This is a genomic window from Lacinutrix jangbogonensis (assembly GCF_000797445.1).
Lineage (GTDB): Bacteria > Bacteroidota > Bacteroidia > Flavobacteriales > Flavobacteriaceae > Lacinutrix > Lacinutrix jangbogonensis.
This window is the reverse complement of the sequence record NZ_JSWF01000024.1, coordinates 106,740-127,586: the sequence shown is the minus strand read 5'-3', so window position 1 is coordinate 127,586 and position 20,847 is coordinate 106,740. Positions and strand designations below refer to the sequence as shown.

Here is a 20,847-nt window from a genome sequence, read left to right as displayed (position 1 = left end):
ACTAATTATTATCGTTTGCATTACTAGTATAGTCAATAGCTATTATGAAATAACCTTATTCAATTTATGTTATGCCGAGTTAAACATATAATTGATTAAATTTAGGGAATTAAAATCTAAAACATACACCTATGGAACATAACAATAATGGAGACACTAGTAAATGTCCTTTTTTAAGTGGAGATCAAAAGCAATCTGCAGGTCGCGGAACGAGTAATCGCGATTGGTGGCCTAACGCGTTGAAATTAAATATTTTACGCCAAAATGCATCAAAATCTAACCCAATGGGTGAACATTTTGATTACGCTGAAGCTTTTAATAGTGTTGATTTTCCTGCATTGAAACAAGATGTTATAGATTTAATGACAGATTCTCAAGAGTGGTGGCCAGCAGATTATGGACATTACGGACCCTTTATGATTAGAATGGCATGGCACAGTGCAGGAACATATAGAGTTGGTGATGGAAGAGGAGGAGCGGCTTCAGGAAACCAGCGATTTGCACCACTTAATAGTTGGCCGGATAATGGGAATTTAGATAAAGCCAGATTATTATTATGGCCAGTAAAAAAGAAATATGGAAATAAAATCTCTTGGGCAGATTTAATGATTCTTGCAGGAAACTGCGCTTTAGAATCTATGGGTTTCCCAACGTTTGGATTTGCAGGAGGTCGTGCAGATGTTTGGGAACCAGAACAAGATATTTATTGGGGAAGTGAAACCGGTTGGTTAGATAATGATAATCGTTACGATACTAGCGATGGTGATTTAGAAGGCCATTTAGGTGCTGTACATATGGGATTAATTTATGTAAACCCTGAAGGACCAAATGGAGAGCCAGATCCACTAAAATCTGCACACGATATAAAAATTACTTTTGGTCGAATGGCAATGAATGATGAAGAAACTGTTGCATTAGTAGCTGGTGGACATACATTTGGTAAGGCACATGGTGCTGCAGATCCAGATGAATATGTTGGTGCAGAACCTCATGGAGCTGCTATAGAAGAAATGAGTACAGGTTGGAAAAATTCTTTTGGAACAGGTGTTTTAGACGATACTATTACTAGTGGAATTGAAGGTGCATGGACGCCAAATCCAACACAATGGGATGCTGAATATTTTGATGTACTATTAAACTACGATTGGGAATTAACAAAAAGTCCAGCTGGAGCTCACCAATGGACACCAACTGCTGCGTCTAATGCGAAGAGAGCTCCAAAAGCAGGCGATGCTAATGGAACACAAGCCTTAATGATGACTACCGCAGATATGGCCTTAAAAATGGATCCTGCTTACTTAGAAATTTCTAAGCGTTTCCTTAAAGATCATAAAGCTTTTGAAGATGCTTTTGCACGTGCATGGTATAAATTAACGCATAGAGATATGGGACCAGTTAATCGCTATTTAGGACCGGAAGTGCCTAAAGAAGAATTAATTTGGCAAGATCCAATTCCAACAGTTGATTATAGATTAAGTGAAGCAGATCTTTCAACTTTGAAAAATCTAATTTTAGATTCTGGACTTACAGTTTCTCAATTAGTATCAACAGCTTGGGCTTCAGCTTCAACCTATAGAGGCTCTGATAAAAGAGGAGGTGCAAATGGAGGACGTTTACGTTTAGAACCACAACGCAGTTGGGAAGTAAACAATCCAGAAGCATTAGATACAGTATTAAACACTCTAGAAGGTATTAAAAACGAATTTAAAGGAACTATATCTATAGCAGATTTAATTGTGCTAGCAGGAAATGTTGGTGTGGAAGAAGCCGCTAAAAAAGCAGGGCATGACCTTGCTGTTTCTTTTACTCAAGGTAGAGGAGATGCTACGCAAAAACAAACAGATATAGAGTCTTTTGGCCATTTAGAGCCGATAGCAGATGGATTTAGAAACTATATGAATTCTAATCTAAATGTTGCCGGTGAAGATTTATTAGTAGATCGCGCAAACTTATTGACATTGTCTATTCCAGAAATGACAGCTTTAGTAGGAGGATTACGTGTATTAGGAACTAATTACGATGGTTCTAAACATGGTGTGTTTACAGAAAATGTTGGACATTTAACAAACGATTTTTTTACTACTATTCTTGATTTCGGGTTAACTTGGAAAGCAGCTTCGACTGAAGATAAAGAATTTATTGGTCGTGATCGCAAAACGAATGCAATGAAGTTCTCTGGAACTAGAGCCGATTTAATATTTGGGTCTAATACAGAATTAAGAGCAGTTGCCGAAGTTTATGGTGCAAATGATGGGCAAGAAAAATTTGTTCATGATTTTGTTGCCGCGTGGACTAAAGTGATGAACTTAGACCGTTTTGATTTAAAATAATAAATATTGTAAAGTCAGTATTAAAAGGAGTGCGTTTATAAACGCATTCCTTTTTTGTTTTCAAAAAAGATGAAAGTCTAATTTTTTTGAAGTTGTAAGAATAGAACGCTCGTGTAGATGAACTATTTTAGGGTTTCGTTTAACGGTTTGTTTACTAGTATTGACGATTTAATAGCGCTTCTATACTCATTTTTTGCTTCTATGTAGTAATAATTCATAATATAGATGTTTTTCCTTCTGTATTGAATTATAGTATTATTTTATTAGATAGGCTATAATAATTCTAATTAGTCATTCTCATAAAGCTTTAATCTGTTTTTAAGGACATTTAATTCATTTCGTAATTTTCGTTCCTTTTCTAATAAATTAAATACCACATCAATGCCTTCTAAGTTTACGTTTAACTCATTGTGAAGTCTGATTATTTTTTCTAGATCACCAATTTGGTCTTGATGTATAAATTGATTTTGCTCAATAATTTCGATTTGGATGAGCCCCATATTGTTTAAAGCATCTACAAATGAAATTTCAATATTATAATGTGAACAAAGAGTTTGTGTCGATATTAAAGGTTTTTCATTCATTTTTTCTTGATTTTTTGTAATTCCTTGAATAGCTCTATTTCTTTTTCACTTAGATCAGTTGGTGTTTTTATATGAAAGGTGATGACCAAATCGCCAAATTCACCTTCTTTTTTATAAATAGGAAAACCTTTTCCTTTCAATTTCAATTTTGATTCATTTTTCGTTTCAAGCTTTATCTTGAGCTTGACCTTACCATTAAAAGTGTTTACTGTGATTTCTCCGCCCAAAATGGATGTGTATAAATCCAGATTGACATTCTGATATAGGTTATTACCTTCACGTTTGAACTGCGTGTGATTGTCAATGTTGAATTTGATGAACAAATCGCCATCTGGTCCATTATTGACTCCTGTTCCTCCTTTTCCTTTAATTTTTATTACTTGACCGTTTTCAACTCCTGCGGGAATTGTTAACCTTATTTTTTTACCATTGACTGTTAGTACTTGTTGTTGACTTGTGTAAACATCTTTTAAATTAAGATGTAATTCAGCATTGTAATCCTGCCCTTTATATTTTGGACTGCGACCTTGATTGCGTGATGATCTTCCTCCTCCGAACATTGATTCGAAAAAATCAGAATGTTCTTCGTTTGAATAGCTTTGCCTGCCAGATTGGTGCTGAGCCTTTCGTTGCTGCTGTCTCTGAGCTTTTTCAAACTCTTCTCCATGTTTCCAATCTTTTCCGTATTTGTCGTATTTTTTGCGACTTTCAGAATGACTTAAAACTTCGTTTGCCTCATTTATTTCTTTGAATTTATTCTCAGCTTCTTTGTTGTCAGGGTTTACATCAGGATGATGCTTTCGAGCGAGTTTCCGATAGGCGGTTTTAATTTCCTTTTCAGTCGCGGTCTTCGCAACGCCCAAGATTTTGTAATAATCGATAAATGCCATTTATTAATTTTATTTTTTTTAATTGGGTATAATGCAAAAATAAAGTTTCGTTTCAATGCAATGCAATGTAATGGTTGCTAAACGAAGTTAGTTGAAAAATTTGACAAAGTCAAGCTTCAATTTAAACAAAAAACCACCTTGCTTTCGCAAAGTGGTTTTTAAATAATACAAATTTTTCTTTTTTTGTTCTATTTATCGATAGCACCTAAAACACGTTTCATAAAACTATTTAACGCTTCCTTTTGTGGTGTGCCTTCTTTTATCATTTTGTTCACTTCAATGGCACCATACATATTAGAAATAAGTTCGCCAATAACATCTAATTCTTCGTCTTTTAACGAAGGAACTTCGGTTAATGCTTCTAAAGTCTCAATAGTTTCAACAACAAAATCTTCGTCGTTCTCGGCTATAAATTGCGTTAGGTGTTTTATTACTGGTAATTTCATCTCATCTTACGTCTTCCCAATGGAAAGAAACTATTTTTTAGTTATTACTACTTTATGATACTTCTGCAACTAATTCTTTTAGAACGTCGAATTTATTAGTTTGTGTTTGATTCACAAATTTTCCAGCTTTAAAAGCAGCAAAAGTTGGTAAATTATCTACAGTTGCTAATTTTCTTGATTCAGGAAATTTTTCTGCATCAGCAATTACAAACGTAATATTCTCTAATTCTGAAGCCAATTTTTTAAGCTTTGGTTTCATAATACGGCAGTTTCCACACCAAGTAGCAGAATATTGTACAACCACAACGTCATTACTACTAATAATCTCATTTAAATTATCTTGTTCTAGTTCTTGAACCATACTGTTTTGAAATTAATAAATCCAAACTTCAAAAGTTGTTTTTGGAGTTTGGATTTAAATTGTTTGTTTATTATTTAGTTTGAGTGCGAAGCTAAATAATCTGCAACTCCAGCTCTGTTAGCGTTCATTGCATCTTTTCCTTCTTCCCAGTTTGCAGGACAAACTTCACCTTTTTCTTGAACATGTGTTAACGCATCAATAATACGTAAAAATTCGTTTACGTTTCTACCAATTGGCATGTTGTTTACGCCTTCGTGTTGTACTGTTCCTTCTTCGTCTATTACGTAAGTTGCTCTGTAAGTTACATTATCTCCTTCTACAGTTATAACGCCCGTTTCTTCATTGTACTTCTCATTAGTAATATCTAAAATACCTAATGTAGAAGCTAAGTTACGGTTTGTGTCTGCCAAAAGTGGGTAAGTTACACCTTCAATTCCACCATTATCTTTAGCAGTATTTAACCATGCAAAATGCACTTCTGGAGTATCACAAGAAGCACCAATAAGGATTGTGTTTCTTTTTTCGAATTCTGCTTTAGCAGCTTCAAAAGCATGTAATTCTGTTGGGCAAACAAAAGTGAAATCTTTTGGGTACCAGAATAATAATACTTTCTTCTTATTGTTTTTTGCTTCTTCAAGAACGTTTAATTTAAAGGTGTCACCCATTTCGTTCATTGCATCTACACTTAAGTCTGGAAACTGTTTTCCTACTATTGCCATTTTATAAATTTTTGTAATTATTGTTTTATTTTAAGTGGACAAATCTACAATAGAAGACAAAAAAATATAGCCAAACAAAATTTTAAAATCTTATTTAGCTATAGTCTTTGATGATGGTAAAATGGTAAAGTGATAACTTACAGTTATTTAGTTATTAATTGTTTAATTTTAATTGAGAATGCTGCGAAAATTAATGTCATTATTGGGCTTAACCAATTAAAGATAGCATAGATAAAATATTCACCAACACCAACGCCCAAAACACCACTGTGGTAGGCTCCGCATGTGTTCCAAGGAACTAAAACAGAGGTTACTGTGCCAGAGTCTTCTAATGTTCTACTTAAGTTTTCAGGAGCAAGACCTTTATCTTCATAGGCTTGTTTAAACATTTTACCAGGAATGACTAATGCTAAATATTGGTCTGAAGCGGTTACATTTAAAGCTAGACAACTTGCAACAGTGCTTGCAAATAACCCAAATGTAGATTTGGCTAAACTTAGAAGAGATTTACTAATTCTTGCTAAAGCGCCTATAGCATCCATAATACCGCCAAATACCATTGCGCAAATAATAAGCCAAATAGTTCCCAGCATTCCAGACATGCCTTTGCCAGAAGCAGAAAACAGTTCTTTTAAAGTTTCATTTTCGGTAGCTATAGACGTTTTTACAGTAATGGCATTCATGACTCCTTGATAAGCAGATTTAAAAGATAAAGTTTCAACACCAGCAATTTGAGCAACAACTTGAGGTTGAAAGATAATTGCAAAAATACCGCCTAACAAAGTACCGATTAACAATGCTATTAATGGAGGTGTTTTTTTATTATTAAGAAAACTACAGCAGCGGGTACTAAAAATAGCCATCCACTTATATTGAATGTTTTTTCGATATCCTTTAAAAGGACTGAGGTATCAGTGGCTCCGCTTGTGTCCTGGGTGAAACCCAAAATAATAAAGATTATAAAAGTTATCAGAATAGTAGGAACTGTCGTGTAGGCCATATATTTTATGTGATCAAATAATTCGCCACCCGCCATGGCAGGAGCAAGGTTTGTGGTGTCGCTTAAAGGAGACATTTTATCACCAAAATAAGCGCCAGATAAAATCGCTCCAGCAGTCATGCCTAAGCTAACACCTAAGGCTTCTCCTATTCCTATCAATGCAATACCAACAGTTGCCGACGTTGTCCAAGAACTGCCCGTAGCAATTGATATAATAGCACAAATAATAACACAGGCAGCCAAAAATATAGTTGGATTTAAAATTTGAAGACCATAATAAATCATGGATGGAATAACACCACTTATTAGCCATGTTCCTGCTAAAGCACCAACCATGAGTAGAATTAATAGAGCGCCTGTAGTCGATTTAATGTTTTCTGAGACTTCTTCAATCATTATTTTAAAAGAAACTTTATTAAAAAATCCAACAATAGTAGCTACGGCAGCACCAAGTAATAATATAAATTGATTACTTCCGCTTAAAGCATCATCACCATAAACATATACATTAAAGGCGAGCATGCCAATTAAAGCAAATACAGGAATCAAAGCTTCCCATAAATTTAATTCTTTGTTATCAATTATTTTTTGGTTTTGAATTTTAATATCGGTCAGATTATTGTCTTGCATATGAGTTCGTTTTTTTTGATATGTAATGTTACGATTTTCGGAGATGCTATGCAAATTCAATTGCATAGCTTAGATTTGCAATTAATATGGATTCAATTACTCAAATTGTTCTAGGAGCTGCTTGTGGAGAAGCTGTTTTAGGAAAGAAAATAGGAAATAAAGCCTTGCTATTTGGTGCTATAGGTGGTACAATACCCGATTTAGACGTGTTTATTGGTAAACTTTTTTATGGAAATGAAATAGATATTATGCTCTTTCATCGTGGCTTTATGCACTCTATTTTATTTTCGGTTTTAGGTGCTTTTTTGATTGGTTGGCTAGTTTTTAAAGGGTACAATACTGGTAAACGTAAAGGTTCTACAACTTTAAAGGGATGGATTTTGTTGTTTTTCTGGTCGCTTTTTACACATCCTATTTTAGATTGTTTTACTCCTTACGGCACGCAATTATTCGCACCATTTTCTAATTATCGTGTGGCTTTTAATACTATAGCCGTGGCCGATCCATTATATACTTTTCCGTTTTTGATATGTATGATTGTTTTAATGGTTTTTAAAAGAAATACACCTAAAAGAAAAAAGTGGTTAACCTATGGTATTGCTATAAGTTCCATTTATATGTTATTTACACTTGGTAATAAGTTATATATTGATTCGGTTTTTAAAAAATCTTTAGCTGAAAAAAATATTGAATATTCACGTTTTAGCTCACAGCCTTCTATATTAAATAATATTCTATGGTATGGTATTGCTGAAACTGAAACAACTTATCAAGTTGCTTTTTACTCCTTATTTGATAAAAGCGCTCGTTTTTCAGAATGGAAAGAATTGCCAAAAGCAAGAGCTATTTCTCCTTCAAATTATCAAGATTTAAGAGATTTAGCTTGGTTTAGTAATGGTTATTTTAGCGTCGAAAAATTAAGTAACGATAACTATCTTTATAACGATTTACGTTATCCTTTATTGAAAACAAAAGAAGGCTATGTGTCAGTTTTTAGTTTGGAGCTTTTTAAGGAGAATAACAGGCTAAACATGAAAGGATTTAAGCCTAAAGTTGATGATTTTGGTAATGCAATGGCAGAACTTTGGGAACGTATGAAAGGGATATAATATACAGTTTTGTCTTTTCGAGCACAGTCGAGAACTCATTATGTTCTTTAGGTTTCAACTGTGCTCAACCAGACACTTATTTAATTTTATTCTAAGCCATTTCAGGTTTTAAAACACCAACACGTTCCATACACGCTTGCATTATTTCAAAAGTACGTTCTATATCATTATCTAAACCAATAGAAAAACGAATTAACCCATTTGTTATTCCCATTTCTTCTTGTTCATCCTCAGGAATTTCCGAAGAGGTAGATGTTCCAGGAGCACTAAAAAGTGTTTTGTAAAACCCTAAACTTACTGCCAAATAGCCTAGGTTTTTTTCTTGCATTAATTCCATTAACGCATTGGCTTTATCAAGAGATCCAGCATCAATAGTTAGCATCCCTCCAAATCCGTATTCGGCATTCATCAGAGATTTGAAAAGTTCATGAGATGGATGTGATGCTAATCCTGGATAAACTGTTTTTATGCCTAAACCTTCAAATTTTTCAGCTAAAAAAGCCGCGTTTTTACTATGTTGTTTCATTCTAATATGAAGTGTTCTCATATTCTTTAAAATTGAAGAAGAACGCAAGCTATCCATAGAAGCACCTAGTAACATACTTGCGCCATCAATTACGCTTTTTAGCGAATTCACAAATTCTGAAGAGCCACAAACAACACCACCCATTGTGTCCGACGATCCATTGATAAATTTTGTTAAACTATGTATCACTATATCTGCACCTAATTGTGCAGGAGAGATTGATAATGGTGAAAACGTATTGTCTACAACTAAAGTGAGATTGTGTTTTTTTGCTAAAGCAGATAAACCTTTTATATCCGCAACTTCTAAAAGAGGATTGCTCACAGATTCACAATAAAGGACCTTTGTGTTAGTTGTTATTGCGGCTTCAACGTTATCTAATTTTGTAATATCTACAAACGCTGTTTGAATATTCATTCTTGGCGTAAAATTCTTTAAAAAAGCATAAGTTCCTCCATAAATTGTTCTACTAGATACTATATGATCACCAGCACCGCAAAGTTGCAGAAGAGTTGGAGTAATTGCTCCCATTCCTGATCCTGCAACATTTGCAGTTTCAGTACCTTCCATAGCAGCTAAAGCTTCGCCAAGATATAAATTGCTTGGAGACGTATGGCGTGAGTATAAGTAACAACCATCTGTATTGCCTTCAAAAGTGTCAAGCATTGTTTTTGCTTTTAAAAAGGTGTAAGTTGAAGAGTCTGAAATTGAAGGGTTTACGCCTCCATTTTCTCCGAAATATTGTAAATCCTGAATATTATTTGCTGGTTTAAACGCCATAATTTAGATGTATAAGTTTAAAATTTATGAATATTATGATGTAAAATTGGTTTATTTTAGATTAATAATCAATAGATTTGTTTAAATTCAGTTATTAAAACTGAATATTATTAATAATATGGTTTATTTTAAGTTTAATTATAAAAATATGCCAATACAACTGAAAATTTTTCGATTATGACTTTTGATGCCATCGATACCAAATTAATTCAACTGCTGCAAGAAGATTGTAAACAGACCAATAAAGAGCTTTCTAGTAAGTTGAATTTATCTATTACAGCAGTTTACGAGCGCATAAAAAAACTTGAAAATAATGGCGTGATAGATAAATATGTCGCTTTAATTAATAAAGAAGCAATAGAAAAATCTTTTGTTGCTTTTTGTCATATTAAACTGTCGCAACATACTCAAGATTATGTGGTTAGTTTTGAAAAAGAAGTTGCACAATTAGAAGAAGTTTTAGAATGCTTTCACATCAGTGGCGATTACGATTATTTACTAAAAGTTTTAGTAAAAGATATGGAAGCGTTTAGAGAGTTTATGGTAAATAAATTAACCAATATTAATCATATTGGTAGTACACATAGTATGTTTATGATTAACCAAGTGAAACATACCACTGCCATTTCGGTTTAAATATTATTTCTTGCAAAGGAGCAAAGATTTAAAGGTTCAAAGTCAAAAAGGTAGTTGTGATTTTTAAACGAAGGATTAAACCCTCAGTGCATCTCTGTAAAACTCTGCGTATCTTTGTATAATAATGATTTACAAAACATGCAATCCGTAAAATACAGACTTACAGAGTTCTTTCTAATATTCATAGTTGTCCCTGTGAGTTTTGCTTTAGACTTTCCTGTTTGGATAAAAGCAATACTGGCCATTACTGGTTTTTTCTATAGTATCTATGTGCTATTAAAAGTAGAGAAAAAAAGCTTAAAAATTTCTAAATATCTGGACTGGACTTCCTTTTTTAAGGAGACTTTTATAAAGTTACTTGTTATAGCTATAATTACTATCGTTTTTGTGCTTTTTTCAGATAAAGAAAGCTTGTTTAAAGTGGTTGTAAATAAACCTTTAATGTGGTTAGTTTTATTATTTGTGTATTCTACATTTTCAGTCTATCCTCAAGAGTTAATTTATAGAACGTTTTATTTTCAGCGTTACGAAAGTTTATTTCAGAATAAAAAACTCTTTATATTTATTAACGCCATAGTGTTTGCTTTAGCGCATTTGTTTTTTAGAAATAGTTTAGTAATTATACTAACCTTTTTAGGAGGATTACTTTTTGCATTCACTTATAAGAAGACAGAATCAACGCTTCTGGTAACTATAGAACATGCTATTTATGGTTGTTGGTTATTTACTGTAGGAATGGGCGAAATGCTAGGTTTTCCTAGTTAAAAATTTAATCGATAGTCATTGGTTTGTCACAAATCAAAATTGTACTTTTGTTGTAATATTAAATTTGTCATTCCGAGAAATAGGAATTTATACAAAAACATTTTTTATGAGTAAATATGATGTAGCCATAATTGGTTCAGGACCTGGAGGATATGTAGCAGCAATACGTTGTGCACAACTAGGCATGAAAACAGCAATAATAGAAAAATATTCAACATTAGGTGGCACGTGCTTAAACGTTGGTTGTATTCCAAGTAAAGCGTTGTTAAGCTCTTCACATCATTACGAAGAAGCAACAAAACACTTTGAAGGCCATGGTATAGAAATACCTGGAGAAATTAAGGTGAATCTTGAAAAAATGATTGGTCGTAAGCAAGCAGTTGTAGATCAAACAACAGGAGGGATTGATTTTTTAATGAAGAAAAATAACATCGATGTTTATCAAGGTATGGGAAGCTTTATAGACGCTACGCATATAAAAATTGATGGTGAAAAGGAAATAGAAATTGAAGCGAAATATAGTATTATTGCTACCGGATCGAAGCCTTCAAACTTGCCATTTATCACTTTAGATAAAGAACGTATTATCACATCTACTGAAGCTTTAAAACTAAAAGAAATCCCTAAGCATTTAATCATAATTGGAGGTGGAGTTATTGGCTTAGAATTAGGTCAAGTCTATCGTCGTTTAGGATCAGAAGTTACAGTTGTTGAGTATATGGATCGTATCATTCCAACTATGGATGCTAGTTTATCTAAAGAACTTAATAAGGTCTTTAAAAAGGCAAAATGCAAAATGATGTTGTCTCACAAAGTAGAATCTGTGGTGCGTAATGGTGAAGAAGTCGTAGTAAAAGCAAAAAACAAAAAAGGAGAAGATGTAGAATTTAAAGGAGACTATTGCTTAGTTTCTGTTGGACGTCGTCCTTATACAGCTGGCTTAAATGTTGAAGCTGCTGGTGTGAAAATTAATGATAAAGGTCAAGTTGATGTAAATGAACATTTACAAACGTCTACAAGCAATATTTATGCCATTGGAGATGTTATAAAAGGTGCTATGTTAGCACATAAAGCTGAGGAAGAAGGTGTTTTTGTAGCTGAAACTTTAGCAGGACAAAAACCACATATTGACTATAATTTAATTCCAGGTGTTGTTTACACATGGCCAGAAGTTGCAGCAGTTGGTAAAACTGAAGAAGAATTAAAAGAATCTGGTGTTGCTTACAAAGTAGGACAGTTTCCGTTTAGAGCTTTAGGAAGAGCTAGAGCAAGTGGTGATATCGACGGGTTTGTAAAAATCTTAGCCGATGAGAAAACAGACGAAGTTTTAGGAGTACATATGATTGGTGCACGTTGTGCAGATTTAATAGCAGAAGCTGTTGTGGCTATGGAATTTAGAGCTAGCGCAGAAGATATTTCGCGTATGTCTCATGCACATCCAACATTTGCAGAAGCAGTTAAAGAAGCAGCTTTAGCAGCAACAGAAGATCGCGCTTTACACGTATAAATTATGATAATAGAACCAAGAACAAGAGGCTTTATATGTTTAACCGCACATCCAAAAGGTTGTGAGCAAAACGTATTAAATCAAATAGAATATATTAAAGAACGACCAGTAAAAGAAGGTCCTAAAAAAGTATTAGTAATCGGCGCATCCACAGGTTTTGGATTAGCGTCACGTATTACAAGTGCTTACGGATCTGGTGCAGCTACTATTGGTGCTTTTTTCGAAAAGCCACCAAAAAAAGGACGTACAGCATCTCCTGGTTGGTACAATAGTGCAGCCTTCGAAGCGCAAGCTCATAAAGATGGTTTGTATGCAAAAAGTATAAATGGTGATGCGTTTTCAAATGAAATAAAAGCAGAAACTATTGACTTAATTAAACAAGATTTAGGAGAAATAGATTTGCTAATTTATAGTTTAGCTTCTCCTGTAAGAACACATCCAGATTCTGGAGAACGTTTTAAATCAGTTCTAAAACCTATCGGAAAAACATTTACAAATAATACTGTAGATTTTCATACTGGTGAGGTAAAGGAAATTTCAATAGAACCTTGTAATGAAGAGGAAATTGAAAATACTGTAACTGTAATGGGTGGTGAAGATTGGCAAATGTGGATCGATCAACTGAAAGCTGCTGGAGTTTTATCTGAAAATTTTAAGACGGTGGCTTATTCATATATTGGATCTTCATTAACTGAAGCGGTGTATAGAAATGGGACCATTGGTAAAGCAAAAGACCACTTAGAAGCAACAGCATTTAAAATTACAGATAGTTTAAATGATATCAACGGAAAAGCATACGTCTCTGTAAATAAAGCATTGGTAACACAAGCGAGTTCTGCTATTCCAGTAATTCCTTTGTATATTTCTTTATTATATAAAGTAATGAAAGCTGAAGGCACTCATGAAGGCTGTATTGAGCAAATTGAACGTTTATTTAATGCGCGCTTATATGCTGAAAATTTAGACTTAGATGAAGCTGGACGTATTAGAATTGACGATTGGGAAATGCGAGACGCTGTACAAGCGAAAGTTTTAGAACTTTGGAAACAAGCGACAACTGAAACATTACCGGAAATAGGAGATTTAAAAGGTTATGAAACAGATTTCTTTAATCTTTTTGGTTTTAAAGTTGAAGGTGTTGATTATGATGAGGATGTTGAAGAAGTCGTTAACGTTCCAAGTATAAAAGAATAAATTTTTATTATAAATATTTAAAAAAGCGAACTTTTAAGTTCGCTTTTTTTGTTTTAATACTGTTCTAAAATATTAAAAACGCCCTTTTGTCATTCCTGCTTTCGCGGGAATGACAAGCTCAATTATTTTAATACTTCTTCAAAACCGTCAAAACCTCCTTTTTATAACTCCTGCTTATTGGTAGTGCTTTATCCTCGATAGTAATATGCTCATTGGTAAAAGAAGTAATATGCTTTATAGAAATAATATACGAACGATGAATACGCATAAATTGCTGCTTTGGTAATTTAGCCTCAATAGCACTTATGGTTTCTCGCGTAACTATAGTTTCGTTTGGTAACATAATTTTGATGTAATCGCTATAGCTCTCAATATAAATAATAGATTTGAAGTCAATTTTTTGCATGCGCCGGTCTGAACGAACAAACATAAAATCGGTGTCCTCTTCGGTTTTACTTGCTATGCTTTCTATTGTATTGTAAACATCAAAATAGGTGTTTACGGCTTTTAATAAGCGTTCAAAAGCTATAGGCTTCAATAAATAATCTACGGCTTGCAATTCAAAACCTTCAACGGCATAATCACGATAGGCAGTTGTGAAAATAACTTTAATGTCTTTGTTTATTGATTTAGCGAATGCAATACCCGAAATTTCGGGCATATTAATATCAAGAAAAACCAAGTCTATTTTGTTATTACTTATGCAGTTAAAAGCTTCGATAGCATTACTACAACTTTTAACGATTTCTAGATTTTTTATTTTTGAGACATGAGACGCAATAATGTCTCTTGCGATAGGTTCGTCGTCTACAATAAGACAAGAGATTTGTTTAGACATTTTGTATTACGTTTTTTGTATCTAATTTGAAGAGTACTTCAAAAGTGGCTTCATTATCAGTAATTTCAAGTGTATATTGATCTTTATATAGCAATTCTAATCGCTTTTTAATATTCTCTAAACCAATTCCTGGTTTAGTATTAGTATTAGCTTGAGACGTGTTTTTTATGTTGAATATTAAATTATTTTCTTCACAAGAAATAGTAATGTCTATCTTAAGTGTTCCATTTTTTATGACGCCATGTTTAAAACTATTTTCAACAAATGGCATTAATAACATGGGTGCAATATTGGTGGTTTCTATAATGTCTTCTGCAATAAATGAAACAGATAGCGTATCATTAAAACGTAATTGCTCTAATGCGATATAGTCTTTTATATGGTTTGTTTCTTCAGTTAAACTAACAAAAGGTTTGTCGACTTGGTAAAGTATGTAATCCAAAAGATTTGATAGTTTTAGAATCATTTCAGGAGTTTCATCTGCTTTTTTTAAAGCAAAACCATACATCGTGTTGAGTGTATTAAATAAGAAATGCGGATGAATCTGCATTTTTAAATACTTCAATTCTTGTTCTTTTAATTTAAGTTGTGTTTCTAGTATTTTCTTTTCTAATTGATTGGTTTTAGTCGCGTTTTTTAAATTTAGCTTTAATAATTTAAAAGCACTAACTATAATAACTACGAGGTAAACACCTGTCGTTACAAAAAGCAGGTTTTTACTTATAGGATTCATTTTATCGTATTCGAAATCTGATAAAAAGATGAGGCTAAAAAAGATGGAAACAAAGATTAAATAAGCAGATACAATTAACGTGTATAGACTGTATAAACTAAAACGGAAATACTGTTTTGTAATTAAATAATTAGGAATTAATATATAAATAGAAACATAAGTTGTCGCTATTGTGATTGGCATTAAAAATAATGAAAAGTATAATGTTTGATTAAAATTAGTACTACCAACACCAAAAAAGTAAGTGTAAAACAAAAGCACGCCAAACCAGAAAAAGACATGTAATAATCCTTTACCAATTTTTTTTAAGATGTATTCCTTGTTCAGCATTATTTATAAATTATATTACAATAATAATATATTTTTATTTGAGAATAAATATTTGTAGGCGAATGACGGATTTAGCAATTGTTTTAACCTATTGTAAAATCGGTTGCTAAATTGGTAATCTGTCGCTTTTTATTTTTTAAAGTATAAATCTAAGCTATGTTTGAAGAATCTTAATCAAAACACTAACAATTATGAACGTATTATTTTCAAGATTTCTTGTAATGAATCCATTTATGGAAGGCGGGCCATTATTTATGTCACTTATTTTACTTTGCTTATTACTTTCTGTTTTCTTTATTATTAAAGGTTTTTTAAATCGTAAAAGAGACGAAGCACTTTCCAGGAGAATGCTTAAACTTACTATCGATTCAAGTCTTTTAGGTTTAGTTTTAGGTTTTCTGGGAGCAGTTATTGGTTTAATTACTGCTTTCGATTCTATCCAATCTATGGGTGATATGGATCCAGGTGTGTTTGCTGGCGGACTTAAAGTGTCTTTATTAACGGCAACTTTTGGGCTTTTTAGCTTTGTTATTTCTAGAATAGGCATTTTGCTTTTAAGGGCATTTTTTAAAGACTGATTTTTAAGCTTCTAAATAATTAATTTTCATCATCAATCAATCAATCAATCAATCAATCAATCAATCAATCACAATGCGAATAGTTATATCTATTATTTTTATTATTTTTTGTCATTTTACAACAGATGCTCAAGAGACTGAATTTGTTCATCGAAGTGGCATATTAGACAGTCTTTATTCTAAAACACTTAATGAAAATAGATCCATCTATATTCAAGTACCAGAAAGTTATCAATCTAATAGTACTAGAAAATATCCTGTAGCTTATATTATTGATGGTGAAGTATTCATGCCAGCTTTAAGTAATGTTCTAGAATATTATAGTGGTGGTTTTATGCCAGAAATGGTACTTGTTGGTATTTCTAATTCGGAAAATAGAACTAGAGATTTAACAATTTCTAAAGTAACTTCTAGGCAAGGAATGCCATTTAACCAAGAAAATGGTGAAGCAGATAACTTCCTGAAATTTATAAGCGAAGAATTGATTCCTTATGTAGAGCGCAACTATCCAGTTACTCGTTATAGAACTTTAATAGGGCATTCTTATGGCGGTTTGTTTGCAATCTATTCTTTAATTCATGAGCCTCAATTATTTGCTAATTATTTAAGCATAGATCCAAGTTTAGATTGGGATAATCAAACACTATTAAAACAAGCTGAAGAAACGCTAGCGAATAATAATTTGGATGGTAAAGCATTATATATGTCTTTAAGCGGTCAATTACATTGGCAGGATTCTAAAATTACAATAGATAATGTTATGCAAGACACTTCAGATTTTACTGTCTTTGCACGTTCTAATATAGCGTTTTCTAATATGATTAGTGAAAACAAGCAAAGCAAACTCTTTTATAAATGGCAGTTTTATCCTAATGATTTGCATGGTACAATACCATTACCTTCTATTAAAGATGGATTGTTAGCTCTTTTTGAGTGGTATCAGATGGAAAACACAGATCAAATAAATGCATTTGATACGACAAGGGATGAGCTATTAAATATTATTACACATAGAGAGCATAAACTTAGAAATCATTTTGGATATACAGAACCTCCATATTCAGAAGAACTTTTAAACACGTGTGGTTATATGAATATGGAAATGAATAAAACTGAAAAAGCAAAAATGTATTTTGAATTAGCTATTAAATATTTTCCAAATAGTGCTAATACTTACGATTCGCTTTCCGAATATTATGAATCACAAAAGGACTATGACAATGCTATTAAATTAGTTGCTAAAGCTTTTGAAATTAGTAAAAGTGAATTTCATAAAAACAGAATGGAATCTCTTAAGGCTAAAAAATTATAATTCTCTTATTAAATCTCTAATACGTAACCTGTTACTGTAATCGTTTTCATTGATATCTCTAACAAAGCAGAACGGACTAATAGTTTCAGATTTGACCTTTTTTGTGAGGTCTTCAACTGTAAAAGGTCCAAATTCTTTAGACTTTTCGATGTAATAAAACTCATGATCAAAAATGAGATCATTAGCTTTAGTCTTGTATTTTTTATGCAGAAACTGTTGCACATCTTCTAAAGAATTTAAAGCACTAGAATAACTGCTTTCATTTATAAAAATAGCACAATCGTCGGTTTCTAATCTATTAAGAATTAATACATCATTGTCTTTAAAATAAGCTTTAACAGTGGTTTTTCCATCTTCAGTTACAATAGAAAAAGTATTTTTTGTTTCTATACACCATGACGTTTCTGTAGTTGTTTCACTTTCAGAAATATGAAGTGTTTTTTCATCTTTAAAAACATAGATTGCTTTCTTTTTTGAAATGCCATTGACCAAAACCCAATGTTGATTTAAAAACAAATCTGTATAATGCGTTTCGTGATGAAACGGTTGCAAGTTTGGTAGTAAATTAAAAATAGCAGCGGACATAGTTAGGTTTAGAGCGTTTTTATAACAAACGAAAAACTAAAGATAATATTTTAAGTTGAAAGAAATTGCAATTGAAACCGCAGTTGAAAATGAACTCGATTTTGAAAATGAGAAAAAACACCGTTTCAAAAGAAAATTATTTTTTAATACTATATACTACTGACTCCAAACTGATTATTGCCTACTGAGGACTATTTATTCTTATTATACCTCTGATAATTTTTATCACCTCGTGTTTTAGGTTTCTTATATTTTGCTGCAATTTTAAACTTATAAGAGCCGCCTAGATTTTCTTTAGAATTCTTCTCAGATTTTTCATGAAAAGCAGGTCCTGGAGCATCTTCGTCTTTTAAACGTTTGTGAGGATTATTATGCTCTTTAATTTGTGGTCTTTCTTCTTCAATTAACTCTTTAGAAATCTCAACTTGAGAAGGTAATTGTTCAACATCAATGGTCATTTTCATTAATGTCTCGATATCTTCTATGGCATGATCATCCTTTTCAGTAGTAAACACATGAGCGTGTCCTTCGCGTTCAGCACGACCAGTTCTACCAATTCTATGCATGTAGTTTTCGGGAAAATCTGGAGTGTCGAAATTTATAACATGCGAGACATTATCAATATCTAATCCACGAGCCATTACATCTGTAGCAACTAATATTCTATTTGCGCCTTCGCGAAATTGCTCGATACTGCGCAATCTATAGTTTTGCGTTTTGTTAGAGTGTATTACGCAAAGCTCATCGTTGTATTCTTCTTCTAAAGCTTCAAAAAGGCGATCGGCCATTTTTTTATAGGCAACAAAAATTAAAACTTTATTATACGTCTCTTCATCTTGAAGTAAATGCTTTAGTAAATTTAACTTCGTATAAAAATTAGGAACTTTATAGCGTGTTTGCTTAATGTTTTCTAACGGTGTTCCAGAAGTTGCAATCGATACTTTTTCTGGAGACTTGAAGAAATCTACTATTAATTCATCTACATCTTTAGTCATAGTTGCAGAGAACATAATATTTTGACGACGTTCTGGTAGTAAATCGAAAATATTAATAAGTTGATGTCTAAAACCTAAATCTAGCATAACATCGACTTCATCGATAATTAATTTTTGAATAGATTTTAATTGTAATACATGACTTAAAGCTAAATCGTACATACGACCAGGAGTAGCCACCAAAATATCAATTCCTTCAGCAATAGCATGCTTTTGGGTATTAATATTTGTACCACCATAAACACCTAAAACACGTGTGTTTATGTATTTAGTTAGCTTTTCTATCTCATCGACTACTTGTACTACAAGTTCTCGAGTGGGTACTAAAACCAATATTCTCGGATTGTCTTGCTTAGAAAATTCTAAGTTTTTAAGCACAGGAAGCATATAACCAAAGGTTTTTCCAGTTCCAGTTTGTGCAATTCCAACCATGTCTTTTCCGCTGGCAACAACGCTAAAAGCTTCCGCTTGAATAGGAGTTGGCGTTGTAAAGCCTAAATCGTCAAGCGCGTTATATAATGGTGTATTTAAGTTTAAATCTCTAAAAGTCATGCTGCAAAGTTACTTTGTTAATATTGAATTCACTAATCATTTTTGTTTTGTATCATTATTATGAAGAGTTTCTACCTAAAATTTCACTTTCAGTTTAAAAAACGATTTAATTTTCGGTACTTTGGCATATGCAATCTGAAGCCATTGAGAACAAAGCAAAAACACACTATTAAAAACACTAAAATATTCAAGCAAAATCTATTGTCTTGGGCACAACAGTTTGATGAAGTGCTGTGGTTGGATTCTAATAATTACAGTCAGAAGTATTCTAGTTATGATGCTATTTTGGCTGTAGATGCGTTTACAGCAATACAAACCGATTATTTCAACGCCTTCGAAAAGCTTAAGGAATATTACAATACTACTAGCGATTGGATTTTTGGTTACTTAACTTACGATTTAAAGAACGATATAGAAGCTTTAAAATCTAATAATGATGATGCTTTAGAGTTTCCAGATTTGTATTTTTTTCAACCCAAAAAAATATTTTTGATTAAAGGAAACACGGTTGAAATGCTCTATTTAAAAGCAGTTGATGATGAGTTTAAAACCGATTTAGTCGAAATAGAACGATCTAAGAATCCAATAATAGAACAAGCGAGCACTATTAATCCCATAAAAATCAAACTAAAAATACATAAAGACGAGTATTTTGAGAAAGTAACAAAAGTACTATCACATATTAATAGAGGAGATATTTACGAAGCCAATTTTTGTCAAGAGTTCTTTGCCGAGAACACGAATATTAATGCTCTAGAAACCTACAATAAGCTTAACGCAATTTCAAAACCACCTTTTGCAACGTTTTTAAAACTAGGAACAAACTATTTATTATCTGCTTCTCCAGAACGTTACATAAAAAAAGAAGGTTCTAAAATTATTTCGCAACCTATTAAAGGGACTGCGAAACGCGATACAGATCATATTATGGATTCCATTTTAAAAAACGATTTACTGAGTGACGAAAAGGAGCGAAGTGAAAATATTATGATTGTTGATTTGGTTAGAAACGACCTTTCTCAAACGGCAAAAAAGGGTAGTGTTATGGTGGAAGAACTTTGTAATATTTATAGTTTCGACCAAGTGCATCAAATGATATCTACAGTAGTTTCAGATGTTAAAGACCGCACAAACCCTATCGATATTATTAGAACTACGTTTCCAATGGGAAGTATGACAGGAGCACCAAAAATTTCAGCAATGAAAATTATTGAAGACCTAGAAGAAACCAAACGTGGTTTGTATTCAGGAAGTGTTGGTTATATTTCGCCAGATGGAGATTTCGATTTTAATGTCGTGATAAGAAGTATTTTGTATAGTGAAGCAAACCAATATGTCTCTTATTCTGTTGGAGGAGCTATTACCGCTAAAAGCGAACCGCTTAAGGAATATGAAGAATGTTTAGTTAAGGCAAAGGCAATGCGAACAGTTTTAGAAAATTAGTGCC

At 32.6% G+C, this 20,847-nt stretch carries 19 protein-coding genes and 1 pseudogene; 9 read left to right on the top strand and 11 right to left on the bottom strand.

Annotated elements, in window-relative coordinates:
- Positions 1-131 precede the first annotated feature (131 nt).
- On the top strand, positions 132-2,330 hold the full coding sequence (katG, locus tag RH82_RS06615) for a catalase/peroxidase HPI (protein ID WP_034059182.1): 2,199 nt from the start codon (positions 132-134) through the stop codon (positions 2,328-2,330).
- Positions 2,331-2,617: 287 nt separating this feature from the next.
- Here the strand turns inward: katG and RH82_RS06610 are convergent, their stop codons facing one another.
- From RH82_RS06610 to nhaC, 6 genes and pseudogenes are all read right to left on the bottom strand, one after another.
- Positions 2,618-2,914 carry a chaperone modulator CbpM gene (locus RH82_RS06610; RefSeq protein ID WP_034059181.1) on the bottom strand — a complete coding sequence of 99 codons (297 nt, stop codon included), beginning with the start codon at positions 2,912-2,914 and terminating at the stop codon, positions 2,618-2,620.
- On the bottom strand, positions 2,911-3,804 hold the full coding sequence (locus RH82_RS06605) for a DnaJ C-terminal domain-containing protein (protein WP_034059180.1): 894 nt from the start codon (positions 3,802-3,804) through the stop codon (positions 2,911-2,913). Before RH82_RS06605 ends, RH82_RS06610 begins: the two co-directional genes overlap by 4 nt.
- Before the next feature lie 188 nt (positions 3,805-3,992).
- Positions 3,993-4,250, bottom strand: coding sequence for a DUF6952 family protein (locus RH82_RS06600; RefSeq protein ID WP_034059179.1), 258 nt, complete (start codon positions 4,248-4,250; stop codon positions 3,993-3,995).
- Between the two features lie 52 nt (positions 4,251-4,302).
- Positions 4,303-4,611, bottom strand: a complete 309-nt coding sequence (locus RH82_RS06595; RefSeq protein ID WP_034059178.1) for a thioredoxin family protein — start codon at positions 4,609-4,611, stop codon at positions 4,303-4,305.
- 74 nt (positions 4,612-4,685) lie between these two features.
- The gene (locus RH82_RS06590) at positions 4,686-5,330 is read right to left on the bottom strand and encodes a peroxiredoxin (RefSeq protein ID WP_034059177.1); all 645 of its coding nucleotides are present in this window, start codon (positions 5,328-5,330) and stop codon (positions 4,686-4,688) included.
- 143 nt (positions 5,331-5,473) lie between these two features.
- Positions 5,474-6,960: pseudogene (nhaC, locus tag RH82_RS06585) on the bottom strand (Na+/H+ antiporter NhaC).
- A gap of 86 nt (positions 6,961-7,046) precedes the next feature.
- Here nhaC and RH82_RS06580 point away from each other — a divergent pair.
- Complete coding sequence (locus tag RH82_RS06580) at positions 7,047-8,069, top strand: metal-dependent hydrolase (RefSeq protein ID WP_034059176.1); 1,023 nt, start codon at positions 7,047-7,049, stop codon at positions 8,067-8,069.
- Between the two features lie 91 nt (positions 8,070-8,160).
- Here the strand turns inward: RH82_RS06580 and RH82_RS06575 are convergent, their stop codons facing one another.
- A complete protein-coding gene (locus tag RH82_RS06575) occupies positions 8,161-9,375 on the bottom strand; it encodes an aminotransferase class I/II-fold pyridoxal phosphate-dependent enzyme (RefSeq protein ID WP_034059175.1) in 1,215 nt (404 codons plus the stop codon).
- Between the two features lie 177 nt (positions 9,376-9,552).
- Here RH82_RS06575 and RH82_RS06570 point away from each other — a divergent pair, with 177 nt between their 5' ends.
- From RH82_RS06570 to fabV, 4 genes are all read left to right on the top strand, one after another.
- Positions 9,553-10,011: an Lrp/AsnC family transcriptional regulator gene (locus tag RH82_RS06570; protein ID WP_034059174.1), complete on the top strand. Its 459-nt coding sequence runs from the start codon at positions 9,553-9,555 to the stop codon at positions 10,009-10,011.
- Positions 10,012-10,149: 138 nt separating this feature from the next.
- Positions 10,150-10,776, top strand: coding sequence for a CPBP family intramembrane glutamic endopeptidase (locus tag RH82_RS06565; RefSeq protein WP_034059173.1), 627 nt, complete (start codon positions 10,150-10,152; stop codon positions 10,774-10,776).
- A gap of 106 nt (positions 10,777-10,882) precedes the next feature.
- The gene (gene lpdA / locus RH82_RS06560; protein ID WP_034059172.1) at positions 10,883-12,283 is read left to right on the top strand and encodes a dihydrolipoyl dehydrogenase; all 1,401 of its coding nucleotides are present in this window, start codon (positions 10,883-10,885) and stop codon (positions 12,281-12,283) included.
- A 3-nt stretch (positions 12,284-12,286) separates the two neighbouring features.
- On the top strand, positions 12,287-13,477 hold the full coding sequence (gene fabV / locus RH82_RS06555; protein WP_034059171.1) for an enoyl-ACP reductase FabV: 1,191 nt from the start codon (positions 12,287-12,289) through the stop codon (positions 13,475-13,477).
- A gap of 127 nt (positions 13,478-13,604) precedes the next feature.
- On the opposite strand, the gene RH82_RS06550 is transcribed toward fabV, so the two are convergent.
- Together RH82_RS06550 and RH82_RS06545 are read right to left on the bottom strand one after the other, a co-directional pair.
- Positions 13,605-14,315, bottom strand: a complete 711-nt coding sequence (locus RH82_RS06550) for a LytR/AlgR family response regulator transcription factor (RefSeq protein ID WP_034059170.1) — start codon at positions 14,313-14,315, stop codon at positions 13,605-13,607.
- Positions 14,308-15,378, bottom strand: a complete 1,071-nt coding sequence (locus RH82_RS06545) for a sensor histidine kinase (protein WP_034059169.1) — start codon at positions 15,376-15,378, stop codon at positions 14,308-14,310. Before RH82_RS06545 ends, RH82_RS06550 begins: the two co-directional genes overlap by 8 nt.
- 191 nt (positions 15,379-15,569) lie before the next feature.
- Between RH82_RS06545 and RH82_RS06540 the strand changes: the two genes are divergently transcribed.
- Both RH82_RS06540 and RH82_RS06535 read left to right on the top strand, forming a co-directional pair.
- The gene (locus tag RH82_RS06540; RefSeq protein ID WP_034059168.1) at positions 15,570-15,956 is read left to right on the top strand and encodes a MotA/TolQ/ExbB proton channel family protein; all 387 of its coding nucleotides are present in this window, start codon (positions 15,570-15,572) and stop codon (positions 15,954-15,956) included.
- Positions 15,957-16,029: 73 nt separating this feature from the next.
- The gene (locus RH82_RS06535; RefSeq protein WP_034059167.1) at positions 16,030-17,268 is read left to right on the top strand and encodes an alpha/beta hydrolase-fold protein; all 1,239 of its coding nucleotides are present in this window, start codon (positions 16,030-16,032) and stop codon (positions 17,266-17,268) included.
- On the opposite strand, the gene RH82_RS06530 is transcribed toward RH82_RS06535, so the two are convergent.
- Positions 17,263-17,853, bottom strand: coding sequence for a hypothetical protein (locus RH82_RS06530; RefSeq protein ID WP_034059166.1), 591 nt, complete (start codon positions 17,851-17,853; stop codon positions 17,263-17,265). The two genes, RH82_RS06535 and RH82_RS06530, sit on opposite strands and share 6 nt — an antisense overlap.
- A 191-nt stretch (positions 17,854-18,044) precedes the next feature.
- On the bottom strand, positions 18,045-19,400 hold the full coding sequence (locus tag RH82_RS06525; RefSeq protein WP_034059165.1) for a DEAD/DEAH box helicase: 1,356 nt from the start codon (positions 19,398-19,400) through the stop codon (positions 18,045-18,047).
- A gap of 144 nt (positions 19,401-19,544) precedes the next feature.
- Between RH82_RS06525 and RH82_RS06520 the strand changes: the two genes are divergently transcribed.
- Positions 19,545-20,843 (top strand): anthranilate synthase component I family protein, encoded by a 1,299-nt coding sequence (locus RH82_RS06520; RefSeq protein ID WP_034059164.1) that lies wholly within the window; start codon positions 19,545-19,547, stop codon positions 20,841-20,843.
- Positions 20,844-20,847: the final 4 nt, after the last annotated feature.